Raw genomic sequence first — 19,395 nt, forward strand, 5'->3', positions numbered from 1 at the left:
TTACGCCGGTTTGAGCAGTTCGGATGGAATGAAAGGCTCATCGAGCAGCGCCGGTGCCGGGTGCATGACGTGGGCCAGGGCGTAGACGTGGCTGCCAAAGATGGCGGGTTCGCGGCGCAGCACGCCGTCTTCAATCAGGGATTCGAGTGCGATGCGCAGCAGGTAGAAGGGCAAGCCGGTCAGGCCCATCAGCCGCGGCAGGGACACATGCCCCACCTCGAATTGCTCCAGTACCTGCTGTTTCAATGCGTTTACTGCAATTTCAGACATGCGCTGCCTCGCGTTTCGGGATTACAAATGCAAGATCGGGGGTGATACCCATGCGGATTCCACTGGTGGCTGCCAGCAGCCAGATTGCTGCGGCGCCGGCGGAAATCTGCGCGGGCTGCAGCACCCACTGACCGTCATCAAGCACGGCCAGGTCTTCCACGATCCTGCTGTGACAGCCGTTATTCAGGCGCACGGGCAGCTCCGGCCGCACCGGTGTTTCGATGATGGCCAGCGCTTCCGGATACGGCACCGGGCAGCGGTCGATCAACTGCGCGAAGTCGCCGGCAAGCATCACCAGTGGCACCGCCAGCAAGCTGCCGGCATGGGCGGCTAGTGCGTGATCGAAACAGCGGTACAGCTGGCTGTTGTAGGAAAACCGTCGCAGGGCGTCGATGTGGAGCGGGCGCATGGGTGTCTCCGGTTACGCGGTGGCCAGGCTGTTCTTCCATGCAATTGCGTCCAGCAGGGCCATATCCAGTCGATCGTTGTAAAACCAGCGGAACGATTCCGGCTTGGCGCGCACGTGGCCGCCGAAGTCGGTGTGGAACAGTGTTTCGGCACGAATCAGCCATCCGTATTTCTCTTCGTCCTGCAGGACGCTGACCACTTGGGAGTCATGCAAGGTGGCCAGATTGGGTAGCTGCAGCGCCTCCGCGATGCTGGCCGGCTCCTCGTAAAGCGATTCGGCCATGGCTTCGGGCACGATCGACCACGTGGCGACGAGACCGAGCGAGAATGTGTGCTCGATGAACAGGCCAGCATCTGCAACCAGCGACTGGATCTGTTTGGCTGTCAGTAGCGGCTGGTCATGTTTCGGTGCTGCAGAGTAGTGAGGCAGGTCATTCAGGTGCATGTTGTGACTCCAGGAAAAAGGTGGACGCCGTAGCCACAGGGCAAGGCGTGCAATCGGCTGCCGGATGAGTTGGCTCGTGCGTCCATGGGTAAAGGGGTGTTGCGCCGGAGGTCAGGAAGCAGATGCGGCCGGCGTGATCGCGGTGGATCTCGCGGAACGCCCTGCAGCCGTATTCGTCCGGGTCGTCTTCGTGCACCAGGTGCACCGGATATGCGAGCTCATCGGCCACGCGCGCCAGCTCGACCAAGCGGTTTTTCCGGTCGTTTGCGATGGGCCCGGCCACGTGCACGCGCAGTTCGTGCTCGCCCACCAGCAGGATTTCGATCGTGCAGCCGGCAATGACAACGGGCGGGTTCATGAAAACAACGGATCCGCAACGCTGTACTGCCGATCCTCGTAGGTGTGGCGAGCCCGCCTGCGCTGGCGGTCCGCCTCGGTAATCTGTGAGGCGATGGCGTCGGCAGAAGCCTTGCTTGCGCTCGGCGACCGTGGCGGGTTGTAGGTCACGTTCTGCACCGGCGTGGGCTTGCGAGGTGCACGGCTCATGGCGTCACCTCCCCAGGTAACTCGCTCTTGTGGGTCCAGACGCCATCGACCCATTTGCCGTTGGCACTCAAAATCGACCAGTAATGGTCTCTGGGCTGGTGGCCATAAAGCAGGGGAGGGTTGGCCTTCAGCCAGCGCCTGACGATCTCGTACGTTAGGGCGCCAACTAGCTCGCCAGCAGCCTTATCGCCGTTCGGCACGGGATTTGCCTGTGCCACTGACCAATACATGGCGAGGTATTCGTTGGTGAGGTTGCGGAGGTCGCCGGTAGGCACTTCAATGGTGATGGTGGTCTGTTTCACGGATGAATCCCCTTCAGGAATTGACGGCGGCTCGGGCGCCCTTGCCCTTCCAGGCGTGCGGCCTCGGCCTCAAGTTCGCTCCGGCTCGGCTGGCTATACAGGCGCGAGCTGGTGGTGCTGGTCTGGCCCAGTGCGTAGGCGACCTGGTCATACGGATCCGCGGCAGTGGTGTTCGCCTTGATGCGCTGCGCCTTGGTGTGGCGGAACCAGTGCGGGCTCACGCCTGCAGGCAGGCCTGCCAGCTCGGCCCAATCAGCCAGGCGCTGCTGAAAGCTGCGCACGGCCAGCGGCGTGCCGCGGCGGCTGACCACCAGCCGGCAATCGTCGTCCCAGAGATCGCCCTGCAGGCGCATCTGGTGATCGCTGACGGTCAGCAGCTCCTTCAGCGCAGCTTGGGCATCCTTGTTCAGCAGATGGTCATGGGGCCGGCGTACAGTGCCTTGTTTGCCGGCTACGCCCTTGCGGCGATCTGCCGGCACGTAGTAGCGGCCAGCGGCCAGCCAACGACGTGCATCGCCCTTGGTGGTTTGAGCGAACTCGCCGATGCGCATGCCGGTCTCGTTCAGAAACTGCATCCAGGCCAGATCGCGCCTGGCCAGCAGATCGGCGCGCCGATCGCGCAGTGTGCGGAAGAGGTTGGTCAGCTCGGTATCGGTGAAGTCGCGGTTCATACCGAGGCCTCTTCGAGCTGGGCAGCGGGCTTCGCACGGAAAAACATGTGCGCATTAACCGGGGCGTAGATGCCTGCGTCGGACGACCAACTGCGCAGGCGGTACTGAATATCGGTGATGGATATCCCGATGCCGGCGCCGCCGACGATCAGTGCAGCATCTGCACCTGGTGTCTTGCCGGCACGCAGGATCTGCTCTTGGCCGACACGCAGCAGGTACTCAAGGGCATCTATGGCGATGCGCGTCAGCTGGAAATCATCCGCCGTGGCTTGATCGCGCGCCGGCTGCTTGCCTTGGCCCTCGGGTAGATCGTAAAAGCCGGCGCGGAGCCAGCGCTCGGCTTCGTGGCGCTTGACCTTCGCCAGCTCACCTACCCGGATGCTGGTTTCCTGCAGCAGCTGCATCCATGCCAGATCGCGCAACGCCATCGGGTTGGTACTGTCGCGCAAGATCTTGTACAGCCGGCGCAACTCTTCTTCGGTAAAGCTACGGTTCATCGGTTGAGTCCCTCTCTCAATTGCCGGATCCGCCGGCCGCGGTTGCTGTCGGCAAGCCGACGAATTTCAGGCGCGGGCCATTCCCTTCACGCGCTCCACCAGTTCCACGATCGTGCTGATGAGCTCGCTGGCCTCGCGCTCGATCACCGCTACCTCGCGCTGGGTAACAACCTGGTCGTCAAACGCCCGGACGATCGCGGTCTGCAGGTCGCTTTCTTCACGGCCCATGCGGGTAAACATTTCCAGCAGGTGCTGGTCAGCGATGAGCGTCAGGGAAGGGAGCGTGTAATAGGCGCCCCGGGTTGCCCGGCACATGGCCTGTAGCAAGCGGGTGTCGCTTGTGAGCAACGTGGCCACGATGATTTCCGGGCCGGTCAGGTGCGCTTTCTGGTCGTTCGGATTGACCTTGTTGTAAAGCGTGCTCTCGGCAACGCCCATGAGGTCGGCCAGTGCTTTTGCGCCGAAGGTATGCACCAGCTCATAGGCGGCGCGCGTGTAGTCGGGGAGGGGCTTGGGTGCCATCAGAAATTCGCCTGGATTCTCTGATGGGCTTAATGCGTCTGCATGCCGGATGCTTCCGGCATATAGCGCTCGGGGTACAGCACATGCAGTTCGGTCAGCCAGGCGACGGCGTAGAAAGCCACCAGCTTTTCAGCGAGGGCAGGACTGCAGTTTTCGTTGCCGCGCTCGAGCTGGGAGAGGAAACCGTCAGAACAGCCGACTTCGGCCGCGACCTGCTGGAGCGTTTTTTGACTTTGCTTGCGAGCGAGCCGCAAGGGTGTCGTTTGCTTGTCGGTCATTTTCTTGGCTTTACAAAGAATTTGTTAAACGAATCTTGGTATAGCAAAGATAACTTGTCAAATTTCTTTGTGCCGCCAAAATTCCGAGCAACATCAACCAGGGGAACGACCGTGCCGAAAATAGGTGCTGCGCTAAAAATGCTGCGAAAGCGCGCTGGGCTGAGCACCGTCGAAGTAGGCGAGCGGGTAGGCCTCTCAAACGGGTCGATATCGCAGTGGGAAAACGACGGCGTCAAAAGCTACGACTGCGACCGCCTGAAGGCGTTTGCCGAGCTCTACGAAGTGCAGGTGTGGGAACTGTTCAGGATCGCAGCTGCTCATGCCGCGGATGGCCGCAGGTTTGTGCTGGAAGAGCCGGTACCAGGTGATTACCTGATCGAGGACAGCCCCGACGTGGCAGAGCTGATCATGATGGTGCGGAGAATGACACCGGCGCAGAGCTCCGGATTACTGCACGCAGTGAAGATGTTGATGTCTTAAACGGGCAAGATATGAATAACTCGGATATTGAACCTGATGTAAATATTTCTGGGCTTAAGAAAGCAATAGACAAGGCCTTCAATAGAATTGAAGGCCCCAAAAAGCAACACTATGTAAATCAAGCCTATCAAAAAATCTTTTATGGGCCGGAAGGGGGGCTGGCTGTCTATGAAAAGCAGTTTCAGAATTTAGAAGAAAAGACCGCTGGACAGGTTGGTTACGAGATAGAGCTTTATGTATTCCAAGATGATTCCGGTGTTAGGCGCTATGACATTGAGCATACCTTTGCGGTTATTGAATCGCAGGCCATGCCTATTGTTAAAAAACTTGGCGCGAGCCAAGAAATTAGCCCTAGCGAACGCACCCATCTGGCTATGTATGTTGGTCTTGCCTTGCTTAGAACACCACATGCCCTTGAGGAAATCCTCCAGGCGTATAAGACTCTGGCGCCAATTTTGAGGAGTGAGGTTTTTCCGGATGAAGACGCCGCGAGAAAATTCTTTGAAGATGAAGGCGATAAACCGGTGCGAGCTGCGGAACTTGCTGCGTATATATTTGGTAGGGCAACACTTGCCCCGGGGTTGCAAGCTGCTTTTGGACTAGCTCTTCGAACGCTACCGGCCGTCTATCGCATAATTTTCGACTCAGAGTGGCATTTGCTTGAAGCCGCTAATGGGCCGTCATTCGTGATTTCGGATACCGGTATTACGTCCGTGCCTTGTAATCATGATGTGCCCAGCAATTTCGCTGATTCTGGTATGCAGCACATATTCCCACTTTCTCCGAAAATTTGCTTGGTCTTCGTAAATATAAAGAACGATGGGTTGATTAGGCATCAGACTATTAGCTCTGACCGGGTGGGGCTGATTAATGAAGCAATTGCTTTTCAGGCAAAGCGCTATGTAATGGGTCCATCGGAGGAAAAATTGAAATCGCTGGTGGATTCTCTCAACGAAAAACCGCACGATTGGCGTCCTGTTTACCCTTTGGTGGATAAATTCCTATCGCGTGCGTAGCGCGCTGAAGTCTTGACGGTGTAGGAAGTGGGGGAAACTGGCCGGGTTTGGCGCTTCAGATCATGAGCGAGCGTGCCCGGCCGGCAGGTGATTTTGAGTGGTGGGCTGTGAGCAATGATGTCGACGACCTGAAAAACAATGAGCCATATCTCATTCGCCCGGACGCCGAATTCTAGTTCGGGTCCGAAAGGGGGTCGATCCTAGGCACCCCATCCTGGGGCAAAACCATCTTGAAGTATTGTTTTAATGGCACGAAATTATTTGTCGTGTAGCTGATGACAAAGTCGATGGCCTCAAGATGAGGTGCCCATGAAAGCTCCGTCGCCCACTCTGCGGTGTTTGCCCAGTGATCGCATTTGGGGCTAGCAATAGAGACATGCTCAGTGATTGTGGAAAGTCTTGCTCCGGTTACTGCGGCACCTGTGTTGGTTAAGGTCAGGCGTGAGGTGAATGTTGGCCCTCGATTGCGACCACTATTGTTCAACCGGATGTTAGGAAGTGATTCGAGATACCGGATGTTATCCGCTTTGAGAGCCTGCTTGCGCTCATGCTCCAGGAGCTCGCGCGCGGTCTGAACTTGATGCCTCAACTCTTCCGCTTGCAGCAGTAGGGCGTCAGAGTTCAGCTTGAGCTCTTCACCCTGCTGCCTGTAGCCGATGACCAGCCAAAGGAAGGCCAATGGGGAGAAGAACCCCGCAAGAACATCCCCCCACTCGTTCAGCTGCGCCGGCAGTTTGAAGTGGTTGGGGTCGCGCGCATGGCCCAGCGCTGCAACACCGATTGCCACACCCAAGTACAAAATCGACAGCCCAACACCCCACGAGTATCCCTTTGACATGCTGCTCTCCCTGTAACCTCAGAACAGCATAGAACAGACATGTAGGGTTTGGCCTACGGTAGTTCGTCCAGCTGCACTGCTGCCGTCAAAATCGCCGTGACGCGGCCGCTGGCCAGCAGGCCCTGCAGTACCAGATAGCCCAAGACGCGGAGCAAATCCTCGTCATCAAGGTCAACGAAAGCCGCCTTGGCCAGCATGTCCATCCCATCTTCGACCACGATATCGGTCCGCTGCGCCTGGCGGATGGCGAACCGCTCCTCCGGTGTCAGCCGCTTCAGGAATGCTAGGTGGCTCATGCGTCGGCCGAGATCGGTTTGATCAGGAAAAATCAGCATCACTTGATCCTCTGGTAGTTGAGCATGTCTGTTGCCGGCGAGCTTTCAGTCGGGATGCCTAGCAATGGCTTGCAGATGTAGATCGACCCGTTGTTTGCAGCGCCCACGGCCAGGCGCTGCGTGGCTGCAACGCAGGTGAGCACACCCACGTTGGCCTGATAGTTGGCGACCAGCGTGGCAGCAGGCTTGGCCACATACAGGGTCGATGAGCCTGCGGCGATAGCCACACCGTTCACGCATGCAATGCCACGTGGCGGTGCCGAATTCGAGGCGGGGAACGTACCAGTTGCAGAGCTGATACTGGTGTTGCCGATCTTGAACGATGCGAGCCCGGCGCGGGCGCTGCCGTTGGGGTAGGTGATCAGGAATCGGTTATAGCTGACGTCGTATGCGACAGACTCGAACTGCACGCTACTGACGTCCGGGTTGATCCCGTTGCTAAATGTGGCCAGACCAGCGGAGCCGGTCAGCACGCCCGATCCACTCGCACCCCACGTGCCGACAAACAACCAATTGCCGGCATCATCTGATGCAACGTCGCGCGCCGCGATGCTGGCCCCTGCTACTGCCGGCGAGTTGGTCCAGGACAACCCGTCAGTGGAATGCCGGATCGCCCCTGCGCTGGCGAACTGGGCGCTGGACAACAGAATGAACTTACCCCCGGCAAACTTGATCCCGAATTGCGCATTGAATCCGGTCATCACGGTGAGTTCGGTCCATGTGGCACCGTCATCGGCGCTACGCCACAGGCGCGTATTTGTGCTTGCAGACACAATGATCCAGGTGCCAGCACCATCCGTTGCAACGCTGTGCAAACTGACCGAGCCTGCGCCCGGCAATGTCACTGCTGCGAATGTGCCCGCGCGGTCGGTAGACCGGGCCACTTTTGCAGAGGCGCCAATCAAAATGACGGTATCGCCGCCGATGGCCACGCCGCTGATCGATGTTGCACCCATGGTCGTGGTTGTGCCGGCTACTGCTATCCAGGTGCCAATGCCGATCCATTTGAGCGCCGGCGGGAAATTGGGCGCGGTGTCTTCAGTGGCCAGCACGCCGGAGCGCAGATAGGTGGCACCGCCAGCTATATAGAGCGGCGGTGTGACGATCGGAAACCCGACCAGTTGCCCGACCTCGATGGCGTCGCGGGCCGCATTGCGGGCGGTCAGCGCATCCAGGATCGCCTTCTTGCTCAGCGTGATGGCGTTATTGAGAAAACCGATAGGGCTAGACATTCGAAGCCGTCCTTATGTTGTTACGGTGGTCTGGCCGGTCCAGCGGACACCGCTGTACGTGTGTGTGGTGGTCTTGGTCACGCCCTGGTAGACCTCGACCTCGGTGGCCAACTGCCCGGCGCCGTTGTAGGTGTACGTTGTCACGCGGTTTTGCCCGGGCACGATCACCTCCGTGAGCACTTGCAGCACGTCGTTTGCATCAAGGGTTGGCGTGATGGAAATCGGGTCTGGCACTACATGCAGGCTCTCGGCCGCTGCCAAGGCTGTTGCCGCGCTGGCTGCTGCATTGGTTTCGCTGGTGGCCGCCGCGTTCTTGCTGGCCAGCGCCTGCGTAGCGCTGGTTGAAGCGTTGGTTTCGCTGGTGCCGGCCGCGTTCTTGCTGGCCAGGGCCTGCGTGGCGCTGGTAGCCGCATTGGTTTCACTGGTGCCGGCCGCGTTCTTGCTGGCGAGTGCCTGCGTGGCGCTGGTGGCCGCATTGGTTTCGCTGGTGCCGGCCGCGTTCTTGCTGGCGAGTGCCTGCATGGCGCTGGTTGCTGCATTGGTTTCGCTGGTACCGGCTGCGTTCTTGCTGGCGAGTGCCTGCGTGGCGCTAGTAGCTGCGTTGCTTTCACTGGTACCGGCTGCGTTCTTGCTGGCCAATGCTTGCGCAGCGCTGGTAGACGCATTGCTTTCGCTGGTGCTTGCCGCGTTCTTGCTGGCCAGGGCTTGCGCTGCACTGGTGGATGCGTTGCTTTCGCTGGTGCTTGCCGCGTTCTTGCTGGCCAGCGCCTGCGCTGCACTGGTCGATGCGGCGTCGGCATACGTGTGCGCAGTGTCCCGATAGCCGATGATCTCGGTGCGTAGCGCATTCACGGACTGGATCGTCGTCAACCACCCCTGCACCTGGGCCAGCGAGGTCGCCAGTTCGGCGCTGATCCGGCTCAGCGGCTTGACCTGTACCTGTTCGCCAGTCAGCAGCGTCAGCGTGATGGTCTCGGCGGTCGAAGTGAGCATTTCCACCATCTCGTCGAGCGTCATCTGGTACTTGGTGGTTACTTCGGCCCAGCGCGCCGCAAGATCAGCCGGCAGCGTCCCCGTAAAGTTGCGGATGATGGCGTACTGCAGGCCACTGGCCGAGGCGCCGGTATACGCGCTGGCCAGCGTCATCGCGCCATCGGCGGTCACTGCGTTGACTTCAAGCATCCCGCCGGCGACGAGCAGGATATCCCCACCCAATACCTGCAGCGCCCACGACGTACCGTGGCCGACGACGGCAGCGGAGCCGTTGACCAGGTCAATGGTGCCGGTTTTGTACCAGGTTGTAGCGGCACCCATCATTCACCTGCCTTGGGGAAATCGGCTTTGACCTGCTGGATCTGGGCCAGCATGGCGCGGGCCTCGTCGGTCACCAGTTCGACCGGCAGCGCCGCTACCAGGCGCCACAGCACGTCGAGCTGATTGCCTGGCGCCGGATAGTGGCTCTGCCGTGCGGTGCGTGTGGCTTCAGCTGCAGCGGCGCGCTTCTCTGCCGCGCTGGCGCGCCGTTTGATGCGCACGCCACCCTTGATCAGATGCACACCTGGCGTGGCATCGTCGTCATAGCGGCCTTGCCCTTGTGGCGGCACCTGCAGCGCCAGCCAGTCGGGCGGCACATGGCCACGCGACAGCACCTCGCCGGTCTGCAGGTCGTAGAACGCGAACGGCACGTGAACGGGCGGCTGCGGAATGGTGGTTTCTGGTTTGTCCATGGTTACCTCTTGAGAACGATGACGGTCAACTTGCCGTACTGCAGCGCAGCGCCTGGCGCACCGGTCGACCAGGACACGGTGTAGGTGACGCTGCCGGCAGGCGGCGAGAGATCGGTGTTGTGGTTTGCGGCTTGCTCGGACCAGCCGGAGCGGCTGTACGTCGCGCCGGTCAGCGGCGTGCCACCGCTGCTGGTGTTGAAGTAGCCCGAGCAGAACAGCACCACCACGCCGCCCGCCGGCACGCTGACGGTGATCGATGCGCTGCCCGATGCGCCACCGGTCGGCAGGCTCACCGTTGCGCCCGTGCTGACCGCGCCGTACTGCATGTTGTCCGTGGCGATGATCTGGCCGTTGACCTTGATGTTGCTGAACTCGGCATAGCCGGTGAGCAGGTTCAGGAACATCAGCCCGGTCGGCGACTGGATGACCCCGGCAGTAACGGTGCCGAGGTTGGCGGTGATCGCTGCGAGCGACGTGACGGCGAGCGAGCGGGCATAGATGCTGCCATCGACGAACAGGTTGCCGTTGATCCCTACTCCCGAGCTGCCATCGCTCAGCGTGCCGACCACGAACACTTGTTTGCTGCCTGAGCCATCCGGCATCGATACACGGAACACGTTCGAGAACACGTCAAACGAGGTACCACTGACGCCCGAGGCCAACTTGATGCCGGAGACCTTCTTGCCGTAGGGGCCGGTGTCCACGATGGTGACCGCCCACTGGCTGCCCAGGCCATCCACCGACGATTGCAGCACCGAAATGCTCGACGTGTGGTTGTTCACGCTGGTGGTCAGGTTGCTGAACTTCGTGGCCAGCGCGGTACCGGTGCCGATGTTGAGCGTCAGGATGTCGGTGATGGCGCCCGTGTTCGATCCCACTTGGCCACTCAACGTGGTGATGGCCGAGCTGGCGGCCGATATCGCGCTGGCCTGGCTGGTTAGCGTCTGCTGCACCGTGGCTTTGTTGCCGAAGTAATCGGTCTGCAGCACGGTCATTTGCGCGCTGAATGCCCAGTCGGCATTTACGCGGGCGGTCTGCTCGGTGACGATGGCTGCCGTGTTCTGGCCGACCTGCACTGCGAGCGTTTCGCGCTGCGTGGCTTCCGCCTCCAGCCCATCCGCGATCACGGTCACGTCACGGCGCACGCCTGCAACGGTATTGCCCAGGGCGCGGCGCTTTTCCCAGCCCTGTTCCTGCCCCAGCAGCGCGTAGGCTTGGGCGATGGCCAGCTTGCCCTGCTGATCGGCCGCATTGATGATCGCGCCCAGATCCACGCCTTCCAGGATGCCCAGCTTGTTCAGCTGCTCGATCAGCTCCGGCGTCAACGCTTCCGGGCCCAGCCCGCCCAGTTCCTTGATGATCTGGGTGATGTCTTGCGTGGTGACCGACACCACGCCGCTGTAATTCAGATTGTCGCGGCCGAATGCGTCGAATGCGGAGGCGCGGGCATAGTAGGTGGTGCCCAATATCAGCGGACCGCCCGACAGGCTGCCGATCTGCGCAGACGGTGTATTGCCCTCGTAAACCAGCGTAATGTCGGTGGTCGGGCAACTGGGCTCGGTCGATAGCCACAGCAGGAAGCCAAGCGTATCCGTATCTGCCGTGGTGAACTTCGCGGATACCGCCATGCCGCCGGCAGTGAGCGTCAGTGCCGGTGCTGCAGCTTGCGGGTTTTGCGCATCGAGCACGCCCCATTCACCGGCTTGCGCGAATGCATCGATGGCGCGGACTTTCACGCGCAACCAGCGCCACGGCCCGCCCTCGGCCCGCATCGCATCGAGCGAATAGCCGTACTGAGTAGCCAGGCCGAGATCCCGACGGTGTACCAGGTTGCCCGCGAAATCCTCGAAGCGGATCTCGTAGCCGGCGGCGACCGATATCGGCTCCCAGTGCACGCGCAGGCCGATGCTGGTAAACGGGCCATCCAGCTGCAGGATCACCTGTTCCGGTATGGGCCCGGTCGCGGTCGGCTCGTAGGCCAGCAGCTCTGCCGGCAGCGAGCGACGGCCGACCAGATTGAGCGCCCACACCTTCACGTCGTACTTGGCGCCAGCCTCTACCGGCTGCAGCGCCTGGCTGTTGTTCAGGGTCTCGGGTTGCTCGTCGTAATAGAGCGTGCCGGCACGGCGCCAGGCGACGATGTAGCCACGCACGCCGGGTGCGCCGCCTTGCCAGCTGGCAATCAGCCGGTTGCGGGTGGTCTGCCCGGCATCCTTGTACACCTCGTCGCGCACCGCCAGCGCGGTCGGCGTGGGCGGCAATGCGTGCAGGTCCGGCAGATTGGTGGTGTCGACCGGGCGCAACACCTGGTCTTTTTCCACGAACGAGAGCTTGTCCGGGTGGGTGCGGATTGCACTGACCTGGCGTTCGTCTTCATTGAACGCAATCACCCGGTACCGGGGCGGGTGCAGATCGTCCGACTCGGCAATGACCGGGCTTTCCAGGCGTGGCATCACTGGCTCGCTGGTGGTCACTGTGACGACGCTTTGCGCGCCGGCAAACGACGACACCGCATACACGCGCCGGGCGATCGGGTGCACGCCATAGTCGTACCACACCAGCTGCATGCCGGCAGACCAAGTCAGCGGCTCGTTCAGCGTGAACTGGTGGCCATCGATGGCCAGGATGCGGAATCCTCTTTCCTCGCCAGCCTTCAGCGGGTCGCTCACTTCGATCAGGTCACCCGGCCGCAGCACTTCGCCGTCGGCGCCAACCTTGAACGTGACCGGCTCCCACTCGGCCCAGTCCGTGTAGCACGCCCACTTGCACGCACGCAGTGCCATGGCTTCGCTGCAGATGCCCAAGCCGGCGACCGACTTCTCGCGGGTGATGCCGTACTTCTCGATCAAGCTGCGGCCACTGAACGGGTCAACGCCTTCGTAGCGCTTCACCTCGGCGCGGTAGAAGTTGGCCGGGTTCTGCCAAGTCACGCTGTAGATGGCCGCGCGGGTGGATACGTCGGTACCGGGATACTCGAAGCGGCCCTCAAATACATTGGTCGGGTTGAAGCCCGCAGACAGCTGGTCATCCGGGCGGTCCTGGCAGATCACCACGCCCGATGCACCCCAATACACCAGACCCCGGAACACCGCACTCAGCTCGGTCAGCACACGCAGCGCTTGCGTCTCGTCGGCGTAGCGGATGTTGCATGCAAAGCGCGGCTCCAACCCACCCAACCCATCTGGCACCAGCTCGTCGCAGAACTGCGCCATACGGTACAGCGCCCACTTGTTGAACAGCTCGGCCGAGAGGTAATCACCCAGCCCGCCGCGCTTTGCCAGGCTCAGGAACAGGAAATGCCAGACCGGGTTGTCGGTCCACGCCTTCTTGAACTCGCCGTTCCAGCCGCCGTTATTGGTGCCGGCACCGGTGGTGGCATAGGTGCGGGTCAGTGGGTCGTAGTTGGCGGGGATATCGATCTCGCACGATCCGCGCAGATCGATGGCGCGGTCGGGCAGGTTCGGGTAGTCCTTGGCCCTGATCCAGTACGACGCATACGCCGTGTAGGGCCAGTTGTATTTCTCCAGGAATACTTGCGTATAGCTCGACAGGAACAGGCTGGTCTGCAGACGACTGTTGCTGCTGTCCCAGGTGAGGCGGCGCACGCGCAGCGTCCACGGGTCGCTGCCTGCAGGCCGCTGCAGCGTGACGCTGAACTGGTAGGTGCCGGAGATCGCATCGACCAGCTCGATGTCGCTACGGATCGCGCATTGCTCTCCGGATACGGCGAATGCCAGCGGGTACGTGGTGTTGATGTTGGTCCCGGCCGCGCGCGTGTTGACCACGTACTCGGCCCGCAGCACTTCCAGCAGCACGCGGGTGGGCACCGTAAATGCCTTCGGCGCCAAGCTGGCCAACTCGCCACTGTCCAGGGAAACCCGGGTCTGCAGCTTGCTCGGTGCACCTGAGCCGTTGCCGCCGCCTTCACCGTTACTGCCTGGGCCAATGCCGCCAATGACGCCGCCACCATTCCCGCCAGGCGATTGCCACAGCGAGTCGGCCCCATAGGCTTGCTCACCGCCCCATTGCACCTCACCCCAGACGCCATTGATCTGTACCTGGATGCCGGCACGCAGCACCAGGCTGACCGAGGCCAGCGAATTGACGTTGCTGGGCCCATCGGCCGGAATGGTTGGGTAAGTAGCGACAGCGAAGAAACGCGCAGCAGCTGCAGCCTCGGCGCCGACCTCGATCTGGTAGCGACCATTGCCCAGTACTGCCGGTGCCGTGGCAATCCAGTCTTGCTGGTGCATCGAGCGGCTGCTGTCGGTCATGCGCAGCGCAAACCAGCCGCTGCCGGTATTGCCCTCGAATGCCAGCTTGATGGAACGCGCATCCAGCCCGCCGCCGTCGTTCTGGTAGCCCAGCCCGGGCACCTGGAACGTCAGCCGCACATAGTCAGCACTGCCGGCACTGATCGGCAGGTTGTATGGTGAGCCGTCGAAGCGGATCTCGCGGCCGTCGGGGATTTCCTGCTCCAGCGAGCTGGCGCCGACGGCACTGTCGTGCACCAGCAGCGGCTGGTCGGCGGTACCGCGCATGAACGCGAAGCTCGGCGGGTTCTCCATGCGGCCGATGGGCACCTCGCCCAGATAGACGTCCTGCATCGGGTCGCCATGCGCCAAGCCAGCGACTGGCCCCTCGGCGATCACGTCGACGACGTGCAGCCAGGCTTCGCTCTGGACTTTGCCGTCGCGCGAAATGTCTTTGATGCGCTGGCCCGTGACGACAGCAATGCCCGGCACGATCATCCGGCCGAGCACGATGGGAATCGGCAAGCCCTCGCCGTACTGGCTGACTGGTCCGCCAAAGCCATACGACGAGCCGCGATCTGCCATGTCGCTGCTGGCCGGGTGCGGTGCAAACAACTGCGTGACGCCGCCAATGATCAGCGACGTGGCCAGCCCCATGGCGGCCGCATAGCCGGTCGAACCTGCCGCAAAGATCGGGGTCGCCCACAGCGACTGGCCATAGGTGACTACGGCCAGAATCACCCCGATCGCGATGCCGACCCACTTCGATTTGGCGCCGGCCGGCTGCGGGATGAAATGGAAATCGACGTGGGCCCCGCGGTACAGCTGCAGCTCATCGATGGCCAGCGCATCCCCATCGGCCAAGATCACCCATTCGACATTGGCCCGCGCCTGCCGGCGTAGTTCCTGCTCGAACTCGGGATAGCGGGCGCACAGCGCGTTGACGGCGTCGGCCGGGTTGCTCACGGCCAGTGCGTGATGTTCCCCGAACAGTTCGCCCAGAGGCCCATGCAGATAGATGTTACGAATTTCGGTGGCGAAGGGCATGCGTCAGGGTCCGGCGCCAGACACCGTCGAACTCGTCGACGATGGAATAGCGGTTTTCAATGTGGTGGAGCAGGCGGTTATCGGTGAGCAACACGCCGCTGTGATTGCACTGGCCGGCCTGCAGGCGAAACAGCAGCACGTCGCCGTGCCGCGCCTCGCTGTGCGCGATCTCGCTGAAGCCGTAGCGGCGCAGGCGGGTGAGGAACGCGTCAGGCTCGTCCAGCTCCCAATCCGGCCGGCTGCAGCACTCGGTGCCCGGCAGCCAGATGGCCAGCTCGCTGGCGTACCAATCGCGCACCAGGCTCCAGCAATCGGCAGTGCCCCAGGCGAACGGCCGGCCGGTGTAGCGACGCCCTGCAGGGATGCAGTACCAGGCAGCGGCGCCGACGGCGTAGACGTGATGCGGCAGACGAAATGCAGCTGCTGCATCGATGTCGGCCTGACTGGGTGGCGAGCTGTCCGGATGGCTGTGCAGCACGGCGGCAATGCGGCCGGCGCGGGACGCGGCCAGCCACGTCGCCGGCGACACCTGGTAGCACTGGGTGGGCTCGGGGTGCACGTTGTCGCATGGCCACAGCGTCCAGCTGTCGCCGGCATCGATCACCAGTGCGACAGCCTCGCGCTGGCCAGCGTCACGGGCGAGCTGTTCAAAGGCAGCGCGGATCATCGGCGAGCCTGCGCTGCTGCAACGAAAATGCGTGCCGGCAGCACGGCGGTTTCGCCGAACCGGAGCTTGCAGCCGCCCTCGTTGTGGCTGCAGTTGTCCATGTCGGGCGTGCACGGCTGGTTGTACACGTCGAAATATTTGCCCGGTACCGGCACCCACCTGCAGCCGCCGCTGGTGTCTTTGTAACGCCAGGTGCAGGTGCGGGCGGTGATGCGCGAGTTGGGCATGGTGACGCCCATCAGGTCGGTCTTGCTGCCCAGGACGAGGGTGACGACCTCCCAGTTTTCGCCTTCCTTCTGCTTGATCTCCCACTGTTCCAGCGGGAAATGCGCAGCAGGATCGGCGCGCGGGTTGCCTTCGCGGAAGTTCACCGCGTCCAGGTGCCTGGTCTTCAGGCGCAGGCGGTACACCTTGCCGGTGACCAGGTCGCCGCCCAGGCTCTCCAGCATCATGGTTACCGCGCCATTGACGTTGCCGATGATCAGCTTGGGCCGGGGCATCGAGCCATCACCGGCCCACTCGAATCCGCTCGCCTGCAGGGGCACCGGTATAAAGGGCTCGTCCTGGAACACGATGGGCTCGCCGAACTGGTTGACCTGGTCTGCCCAGCGCGTGATGCCGCCGCCGAGGTGCGTGGTATCCACCAGCCACAGCGTGATATCGCCGTCCTGGTCCAGCTGCTGCAGCGATGCGAGCAGCGCCAGCTGGCTATCGTTGGGCGCTGCGCCCGGGTATTCCTGGGCGATGGTCATAGCGAATCCAGTGTGAAAGTGGCGGTCAAGCTGCCGTAAACGGCGTTGATGCGGGAGGCTTCCCACTCCTCGCAAATCCACTTGCCCGCCTGGCCCGTTGGGCTGGTCCAGAGGAACGGCGTAACGCCACCATGGGCGGTGAGGAAGGCATTGATGGCAGAAACCTCGGTCAGTTCACGCACGGTGAAGCTGAGCGGAATGCTGCGATCGATATTGTTCAGCCCATCACGGGCGCGCTGGACGAAGCCTTTGGCAAAGGGGGTCTTACGTACCCGGGCCTTGGCTTTCTCGGATTGCTTATTGTCCGGGATCCAGCTGAAGGTCTGCAGCGTCATCCCCTGATCCCCGCTGCCTTGTTGCGTTCGCGCAGGGCGATCTCTTCCCGTGCAATGCTGCGCATGTCCTTGCTCATGCGCTGGGTCATGGCTTCCCAATCGCCAGCAGATCCGGACTGCGTGGTTTCGCCGGTTTCTGCGTTCACCGTGATGGAAACGTAGACCTGGTCACCACTCCCACCGGCACCGCCATACATGGCCACGCCAAGACGGCCACCCGGGCCGCGGGTCAGCGGCATCACGGCCTCGTCGCCGGCCTCGCCCATCACGCCGAGGTTGAAGCGGCCGCCCTGGGCGAACTTGAACAGGGTGGGGCTGCTGTAGATCTGGTTGGAGAAGGTGCCGCCGTTGGCGAACGGCTTCACATCGCCGGCGCTGGCGCCAAAAGCACCGCCGTTGGCAAAGAAGCTGCCAGCGATGGCCACCATGGCTTTCTGGGCGGCGATCTTGCTCAGGTCGCCGAGGATGGACCGGGCCATGTCCCGCACGTTGAGCTTGCCGGTGGTGGTCCACTCGGCCGCGGCATCACCCAGTGTGTTGAAGGTGTTGCGGCCGAAGTCCTTCATCTGGCTGTACGCATCCTGTGCAGCGGATACGTACTCGCCCCAGCCTGCTTTCCAGCCGGCCAGCCCGTTGCCCTGGGCAGTGCCCAGGTCGTCGAATGTCGAGTTGATCTCTTCCCGGTTTCTCGCTGCTAGCGTGCGCGCTTCCTCGATCTGCTCGGTGGTCGAGCCTGGTGCGCGTTCTACATCGCGTACCCGGTTGTCCAGGCGGTTCAAGGCAATCTGCCGCTCACGCGCCAGGCCGTGCACGCCCATCAAGGCAATCTGCTCACGCAGCGCCTGGTTTTGGTCCTGCACTTGCCGGTCGGCGTCGGCCAGGCTGTCACCCCAGCGCGCATTGAGCGCTGCCTCACGGTCCTTGGCCCGGTCCACATCGGCGGCGAGGTCCAATCCGCTCTTGATGGTGAACTGGTAATCGCGCAGCGCCTGCTCAGCGGCATCGGCCGCCGTGGCTTCAGCACGAAGGTTGGCCACCTGGCTTTTGCTCAGTCCGTCGGCGCGGTTGTCCGCTTTCAGGAAGCGGTTGAGCTCGTCCTGGTTTCGCTGTGTCTTTGGATCCTGCCCGCGTTGCGCATAATCCAGTCCCTGATCCGCAGCGAGCTTCCCACTCTGCAACCGCTTCAGCAGGTCGTTGTATGCGTTCTCGGCTTGCCTTGAAGCTTTGGTCTGTTTGGCTTCGAACTCTTTATCGATGTTTGCAACAGCCTGCTTGTATTCGGCACTGTCCTTGCCAATACCGTACTGCGCCGCTTTCTCGTCCAAATCCTTCAACTTGCGGGCGTGCTTCTCTGCGCGGTTCTCCACCGTGGCGTAGTAGGTATCCCAGCCCTTTTTATTCTCTTCCCGGCGCTGCGACGATTCCCTTGACCAGCCAGCAAGCTGATCGGCAGCCGTGGTCGCGGTAGGTCCTGCACTACTGGTGCCGGCCATCGATGCCAGTTCTGGAAACTTGGCCGAGAATTTGGCGATATCCATGTTGAGCTGCCGTAACTGCTCAGCTCGGTTCCCTGATGCATCCCCCTTCGAGCCGAGCTGCAGGTTCCTGCGTTGCTCGAGCAGGTACTTCATACCGGCTTCGCCAGACTGTGGGGTGTACGAGAATGCGTTGATCGGATTGGCGAAGCGGCCCGCCGCCTTGGTTCCAGCCCACGCTTGGCCGAAGAAGCCCGACCCTTCCCGCTTCGCTTGCGCGATCGATGCTGTGAAATCATTCATCGCATCGGTGGCGATGTTCATCTGGCCCTTGATGGTGTCGCCCACGCCCGAGTCAGCAATGCCCTGCTTGAGCTGCTCCCACGCGCTGGCCATGCGATTTGTGGCGGCCTGCATGCCGTCGGCTGCAGCATTGGCGGCTTCAACAGTGTCCGCTTTGAGCTGCAACGAAAATTTTTGCAGCATGCTGATGGTCAGCTCACCTTGATCCAGCATCCTTGCCAGCTCGGAGGTGGTTACGCCAAGAGATGTAGCCATTGTCTGGTTGGCGATGGGCAACGCTTCTGCCAACTGACCCCGCCAGTCTTCTGCTGTGATCCGCCCTTTGCTTATCATCTGGGTCAACGCGAGTAGTGCCCGGCCGCTCTCCTCTGAGGACAGGCCCATGGCAGCACTGGCCCGTGCTACGCCCTCAAACACGTCCCGTGCTGCCTGCCCTTCCAACGATGATCCACGGGTTGCCGCAGCGAACTTCGCGTATGAATCAGCAGTGGAGCGGAAGTCTAGGCCTAGCCGTTGAGTCATCCCGCTGATATAGGCGTACGACTCTGCAGTGCGGGCCAGATCGTTGCCGCTTGCAAAGGAAAGGGTCGTGCGCAACTTCTCCGCATGGATTTGCGCATCGATGAGAGGTGCAGCCAGTGCAACGATGGCGGCGACGGTGATGGCAATTGTGGCTGCCAGAGCTGTGAAGGCGCCGGCAAGCCGGCTCACGAAGCCGGACGACGTTTCATGCTCACGCATTGCGGCAATCATCGGACGTGCTGAATCCGCAACGCCCAGTTGCGCCGCCTTCAGCTCGAGCAGTTGGCTGCGGGTCTTACCCAATGCCTGCGCTTCTTCCTTCAGCGACGAGATGAAGCGATCACCCTCTGTGCGGGTTTTGACGGTGGCTTTCTCGATACGGTCGATCTCGGCAGTGACTTGCCGTGCTTCACCTACAAAGCCGCTGCCGTCCGCCTTGATGCGTATGCCGATCGTTTGTTCGCTCATGCGTCG

General features: G+C 61.8%; 22 protein-coding genes. 2 read left to right on the forward strand and 20 right to left on the reverse strand.

Annotated elements, in window-relative coordinates:
• The 10 genes from IGB42_RS13125 to IGB42_RS13170 form a co-directional block, all read right to left on the reverse strand.
• Positions 1–270 carry a hypothetical protein gene (locus IGB42_RS13125; protein ID WP_159672310.1) on the reverse strand — a complete coding sequence of 90 codons (270 nt, stop codon included), beginning with the start codon at positions 268–270 and terminating at the stop codon, positions 1–3.
• Positions 263–679: a hypothetical protein gene (locus IGB42_RS13130; RefSeq protein ID WP_159672312.1), complete on the reverse strand. Its 417-nt coding sequence runs from the start codon at positions 677–679 to the stop codon at positions 263–265. The genes IGB42_RS13125 and IGB42_RS13130 overlap by 8 nt, the downstream gene beginning before the upstream one ends.
• 12 nt (positions 680–691) lie before the next feature.
• Positions 692–1,123 carry a hypothetical protein gene (locus IGB42_RS13135; RefSeq protein ID WP_159672314.1) on the reverse strand — a complete coding sequence of 144 codons (432 nt, stop codon included), beginning with the start codon at positions 1,121–1,123 and terminating at the stop codon, positions 692–694.
• Complete coding sequence (locus tag IGB42_RS13140) at positions 1,110–1,481, reverse strand: hypothetical protein (RefSeq protein WP_159672316.1); 372 nt, start codon at positions 1,479–1,481, stop codon at positions 1,110–1,112. Before IGB42_RS13140 ends, IGB42_RS13135 begins: the two co-directional genes overlap by 14 nt.
• Positions 1,478–1,669, reverse strand: coding sequence for a hypothetical protein (locus tag IGB42_RS13145; protein WP_159672318.1), 192 nt, complete (start codon positions 1,667–1,669; stop codon positions 1,478–1,480). Before IGB42_RS13145 ends, IGB42_RS13140 begins: the two co-directional genes overlap by 4 nt.
• Positions 1,666–1,971 carry a hypothetical protein gene (locus IGB42_RS13150; RefSeq protein ID WP_159672320.1) on the reverse strand — a complete coding sequence of 102 codons (306 nt, stop codon included), beginning with the start codon at positions 1,969–1,971 and terminating at the stop codon, positions 1,666–1,668. The genes IGB42_RS13145 and IGB42_RS13150 overlap by 4 nt, the downstream gene beginning before the upstream one ends.
• On the reverse strand, positions 1,968–2,642 hold the full coding sequence (locus IGB42_RS13155) for a tyrosine-type recombinase/integrase (protein WP_159672322.1): 675 nt from the start codon (positions 2,640–2,642) through the stop codon (positions 1,968–1,970). The genes IGB42_RS13150 and IGB42_RS13155 overlap by 4 nt, the downstream gene beginning before the upstream one ends.
• A complete protein-coding gene (locus tag IGB42_RS13160; protein ID WP_159672324.1) occupies positions 2,639–3,139 on the reverse strand; it encodes a hypothetical protein in 501 nt (166 codons plus the stop codon). The genes IGB42_RS13155 and IGB42_RS13160 overlap by 4 nt, the downstream gene beginning before the upstream one ends.
• Before the next feature lie 66 nt (positions 3,140–3,205).
• Positions 3,206–3,661 carry a phage regulatory CII family protein gene (locus IGB42_RS13165; RefSeq protein ID WP_159672326.1) on the reverse strand — a complete coding sequence of 152 codons (456 nt, stop codon included), beginning with the start codon at positions 3,659–3,661 and terminating at the stop codon, positions 3,206–3,208.
• A 29-nt stretch (positions 3,662–3,690) separates the two neighbouring features.
• Complete coding sequence (locus IGB42_RS13170) at positions 3,691–3,939, reverse strand: helix-turn-helix transcriptional regulator (protein ID WP_159672328.1); 249 nt, start codon at positions 3,937–3,939, stop codon at positions 3,691–3,693.
• Positions 3,940–4,050: 111 nt separating this feature from the next.
• Here IGB42_RS13170 and IGB42_RS13175 point away from each other — a divergent pair, with 111 nt between their 5' ends.
• On the forward strand, positions 4,051–4,419 hold the full coding sequence (locus IGB42_RS13175; protein WP_159672330.1) for a helix-turn-helix domain-containing protein: 369 nt from the start codon (positions 4,051–4,053) through the stop codon (positions 4,417–4,419).
• An 11-nt stretch (positions 4,420–4,430) separates the two neighbouring features.
• Positions 4,431–5,435 (forward strand): DUF4238 domain-containing protein, encoded by a 1,005-nt coding sequence (locus IGB42_RS13180; RefSeq protein WP_159672333.1) that lies wholly within the window; start codon positions 4,431–4,433, stop codon positions 5,433–5,435.
• 172 nt (positions 5,436–5,607) lie between these two features.
• Here IGB42_RS13180 and IGB42_RS13185 read toward each other — a convergent pair whose 3' ends face one another.
• The 10 genes from IGB42_RS13185 to IGB42_RS13230 are packed head-to-tail and all read right to left on the reverse strand — an operon-like array spanning position 5,608 to position 19,389.
• Positions 5,608–6,273: a hypothetical protein gene (locus IGB42_RS13185; RefSeq protein ID WP_159672335.1), complete on the reverse strand. Its 666-nt coding sequence runs from the start codon at positions 6,271–6,273 to the stop codon at positions 5,608–5,610.
• Positions 6,274–6,326: 53 nt separating this feature from the next.
• Positions 6,327–6,608, reverse strand: a complete 282-nt coding sequence (locus tag IGB42_RS13190) for a hypothetical protein (RefSeq protein WP_159672337.1) — start codon at positions 6,606–6,608, stop codon at positions 6,327–6,329.
• Positions 6,608–7,840, reverse strand: coding sequence for a hypothetical protein (locus IGB42_RS13195; RefSeq protein ID WP_159672339.1), 1,233 nt, complete (start codon positions 7,838–7,840; stop codon positions 6,608–6,610). The genes IGB42_RS13190 and IGB42_RS13195 overlap by 1 nt, the downstream gene beginning before the upstream one ends.
• 12 nt (positions 7,841–7,852) lie before the next feature.
• The gene (locus IGB42_RS13200) at positions 7,853–9,157 is read right to left on the reverse strand and encodes a hypothetical protein (RefSeq protein WP_159672341.1); all 1,305 of its coding nucleotides are present in this window, start codon (positions 9,155–9,157) and stop codon (positions 7,853–7,855) included.
• Positions 9,154–9,567: a hypothetical protein gene (locus IGB42_RS13205; RefSeq protein WP_159672343.1), complete on the reverse strand. Its 414-nt coding sequence runs from the start codon at positions 9,565–9,567 to the stop codon at positions 9,154–9,156. Before IGB42_RS13205 ends, IGB42_RS13200 begins: the two co-directional genes overlap by 4 nt.
• A gap of 2 nt (positions 9,568–9,569) precedes the next feature.
• The gene (locus tag IGB42_RS13210) at positions 9,570–14,867 is read right to left on the reverse strand and encodes a phage tail protein (protein ID WP_159672345.1); all 5,298 of its coding nucleotides are present in this window, start codon (positions 14,865–14,867) and stop codon (positions 9,570–9,572) included.
• A complete protein-coding gene (locus IGB42_RS13215) occupies positions 14,842–15,534 on the reverse strand; it encodes an NlpC/P60 family protein (protein ID WP_159672347.1) in 693 nt (230 codons plus the stop codon). Before IGB42_RS13215 ends, IGB42_RS13210 begins: the two co-directional genes overlap by 26 nt.
• A complete protein-coding gene (locus IGB42_RS13220; protein WP_159672349.1) occupies positions 15,531–16,286 on the reverse strand; it encodes a phage minor tail protein L in 756 nt (251 codons plus the stop codon). The genes IGB42_RS13215 and IGB42_RS13220 overlap by 4 nt, the downstream gene beginning before the upstream one ends.
• Positions 16,283–16,621: a phage tail protein gene (locus tag IGB42_RS13225; RefSeq protein WP_159672351.1), complete on the reverse strand. Its 339-nt coding sequence runs from the start codon at positions 16,619–16,621 to the stop codon at positions 16,283–16,285. The genes IGB42_RS13220 and IGB42_RS13225 overlap by 4 nt, the downstream gene beginning before the upstream one ends.
• Complete coding sequence (locus tag IGB42_RS13230; protein ID WP_159672353.1) at positions 16,618–19,389, reverse strand: tape measure protein; 2,772 nt, start codon at positions 19,387–19,389, stop codon at positions 16,618–16,620. The genes IGB42_RS13225 and IGB42_RS13230 overlap by 4 nt, the downstream gene beginning before the upstream one ends.
• Between the last annotated feature and the right edge of the window lie 6 nt (positions 19,390–19,395).

Source organism: Andreprevotia sp. IGB-42, from assembly GCF_009848685.1.
Classification (GTDB): domain Bacteria; phylum Pseudomonadota; class Gammaproteobacteria; order Burkholderiales; family Chitinibacteraceae; genus Andreprevotia.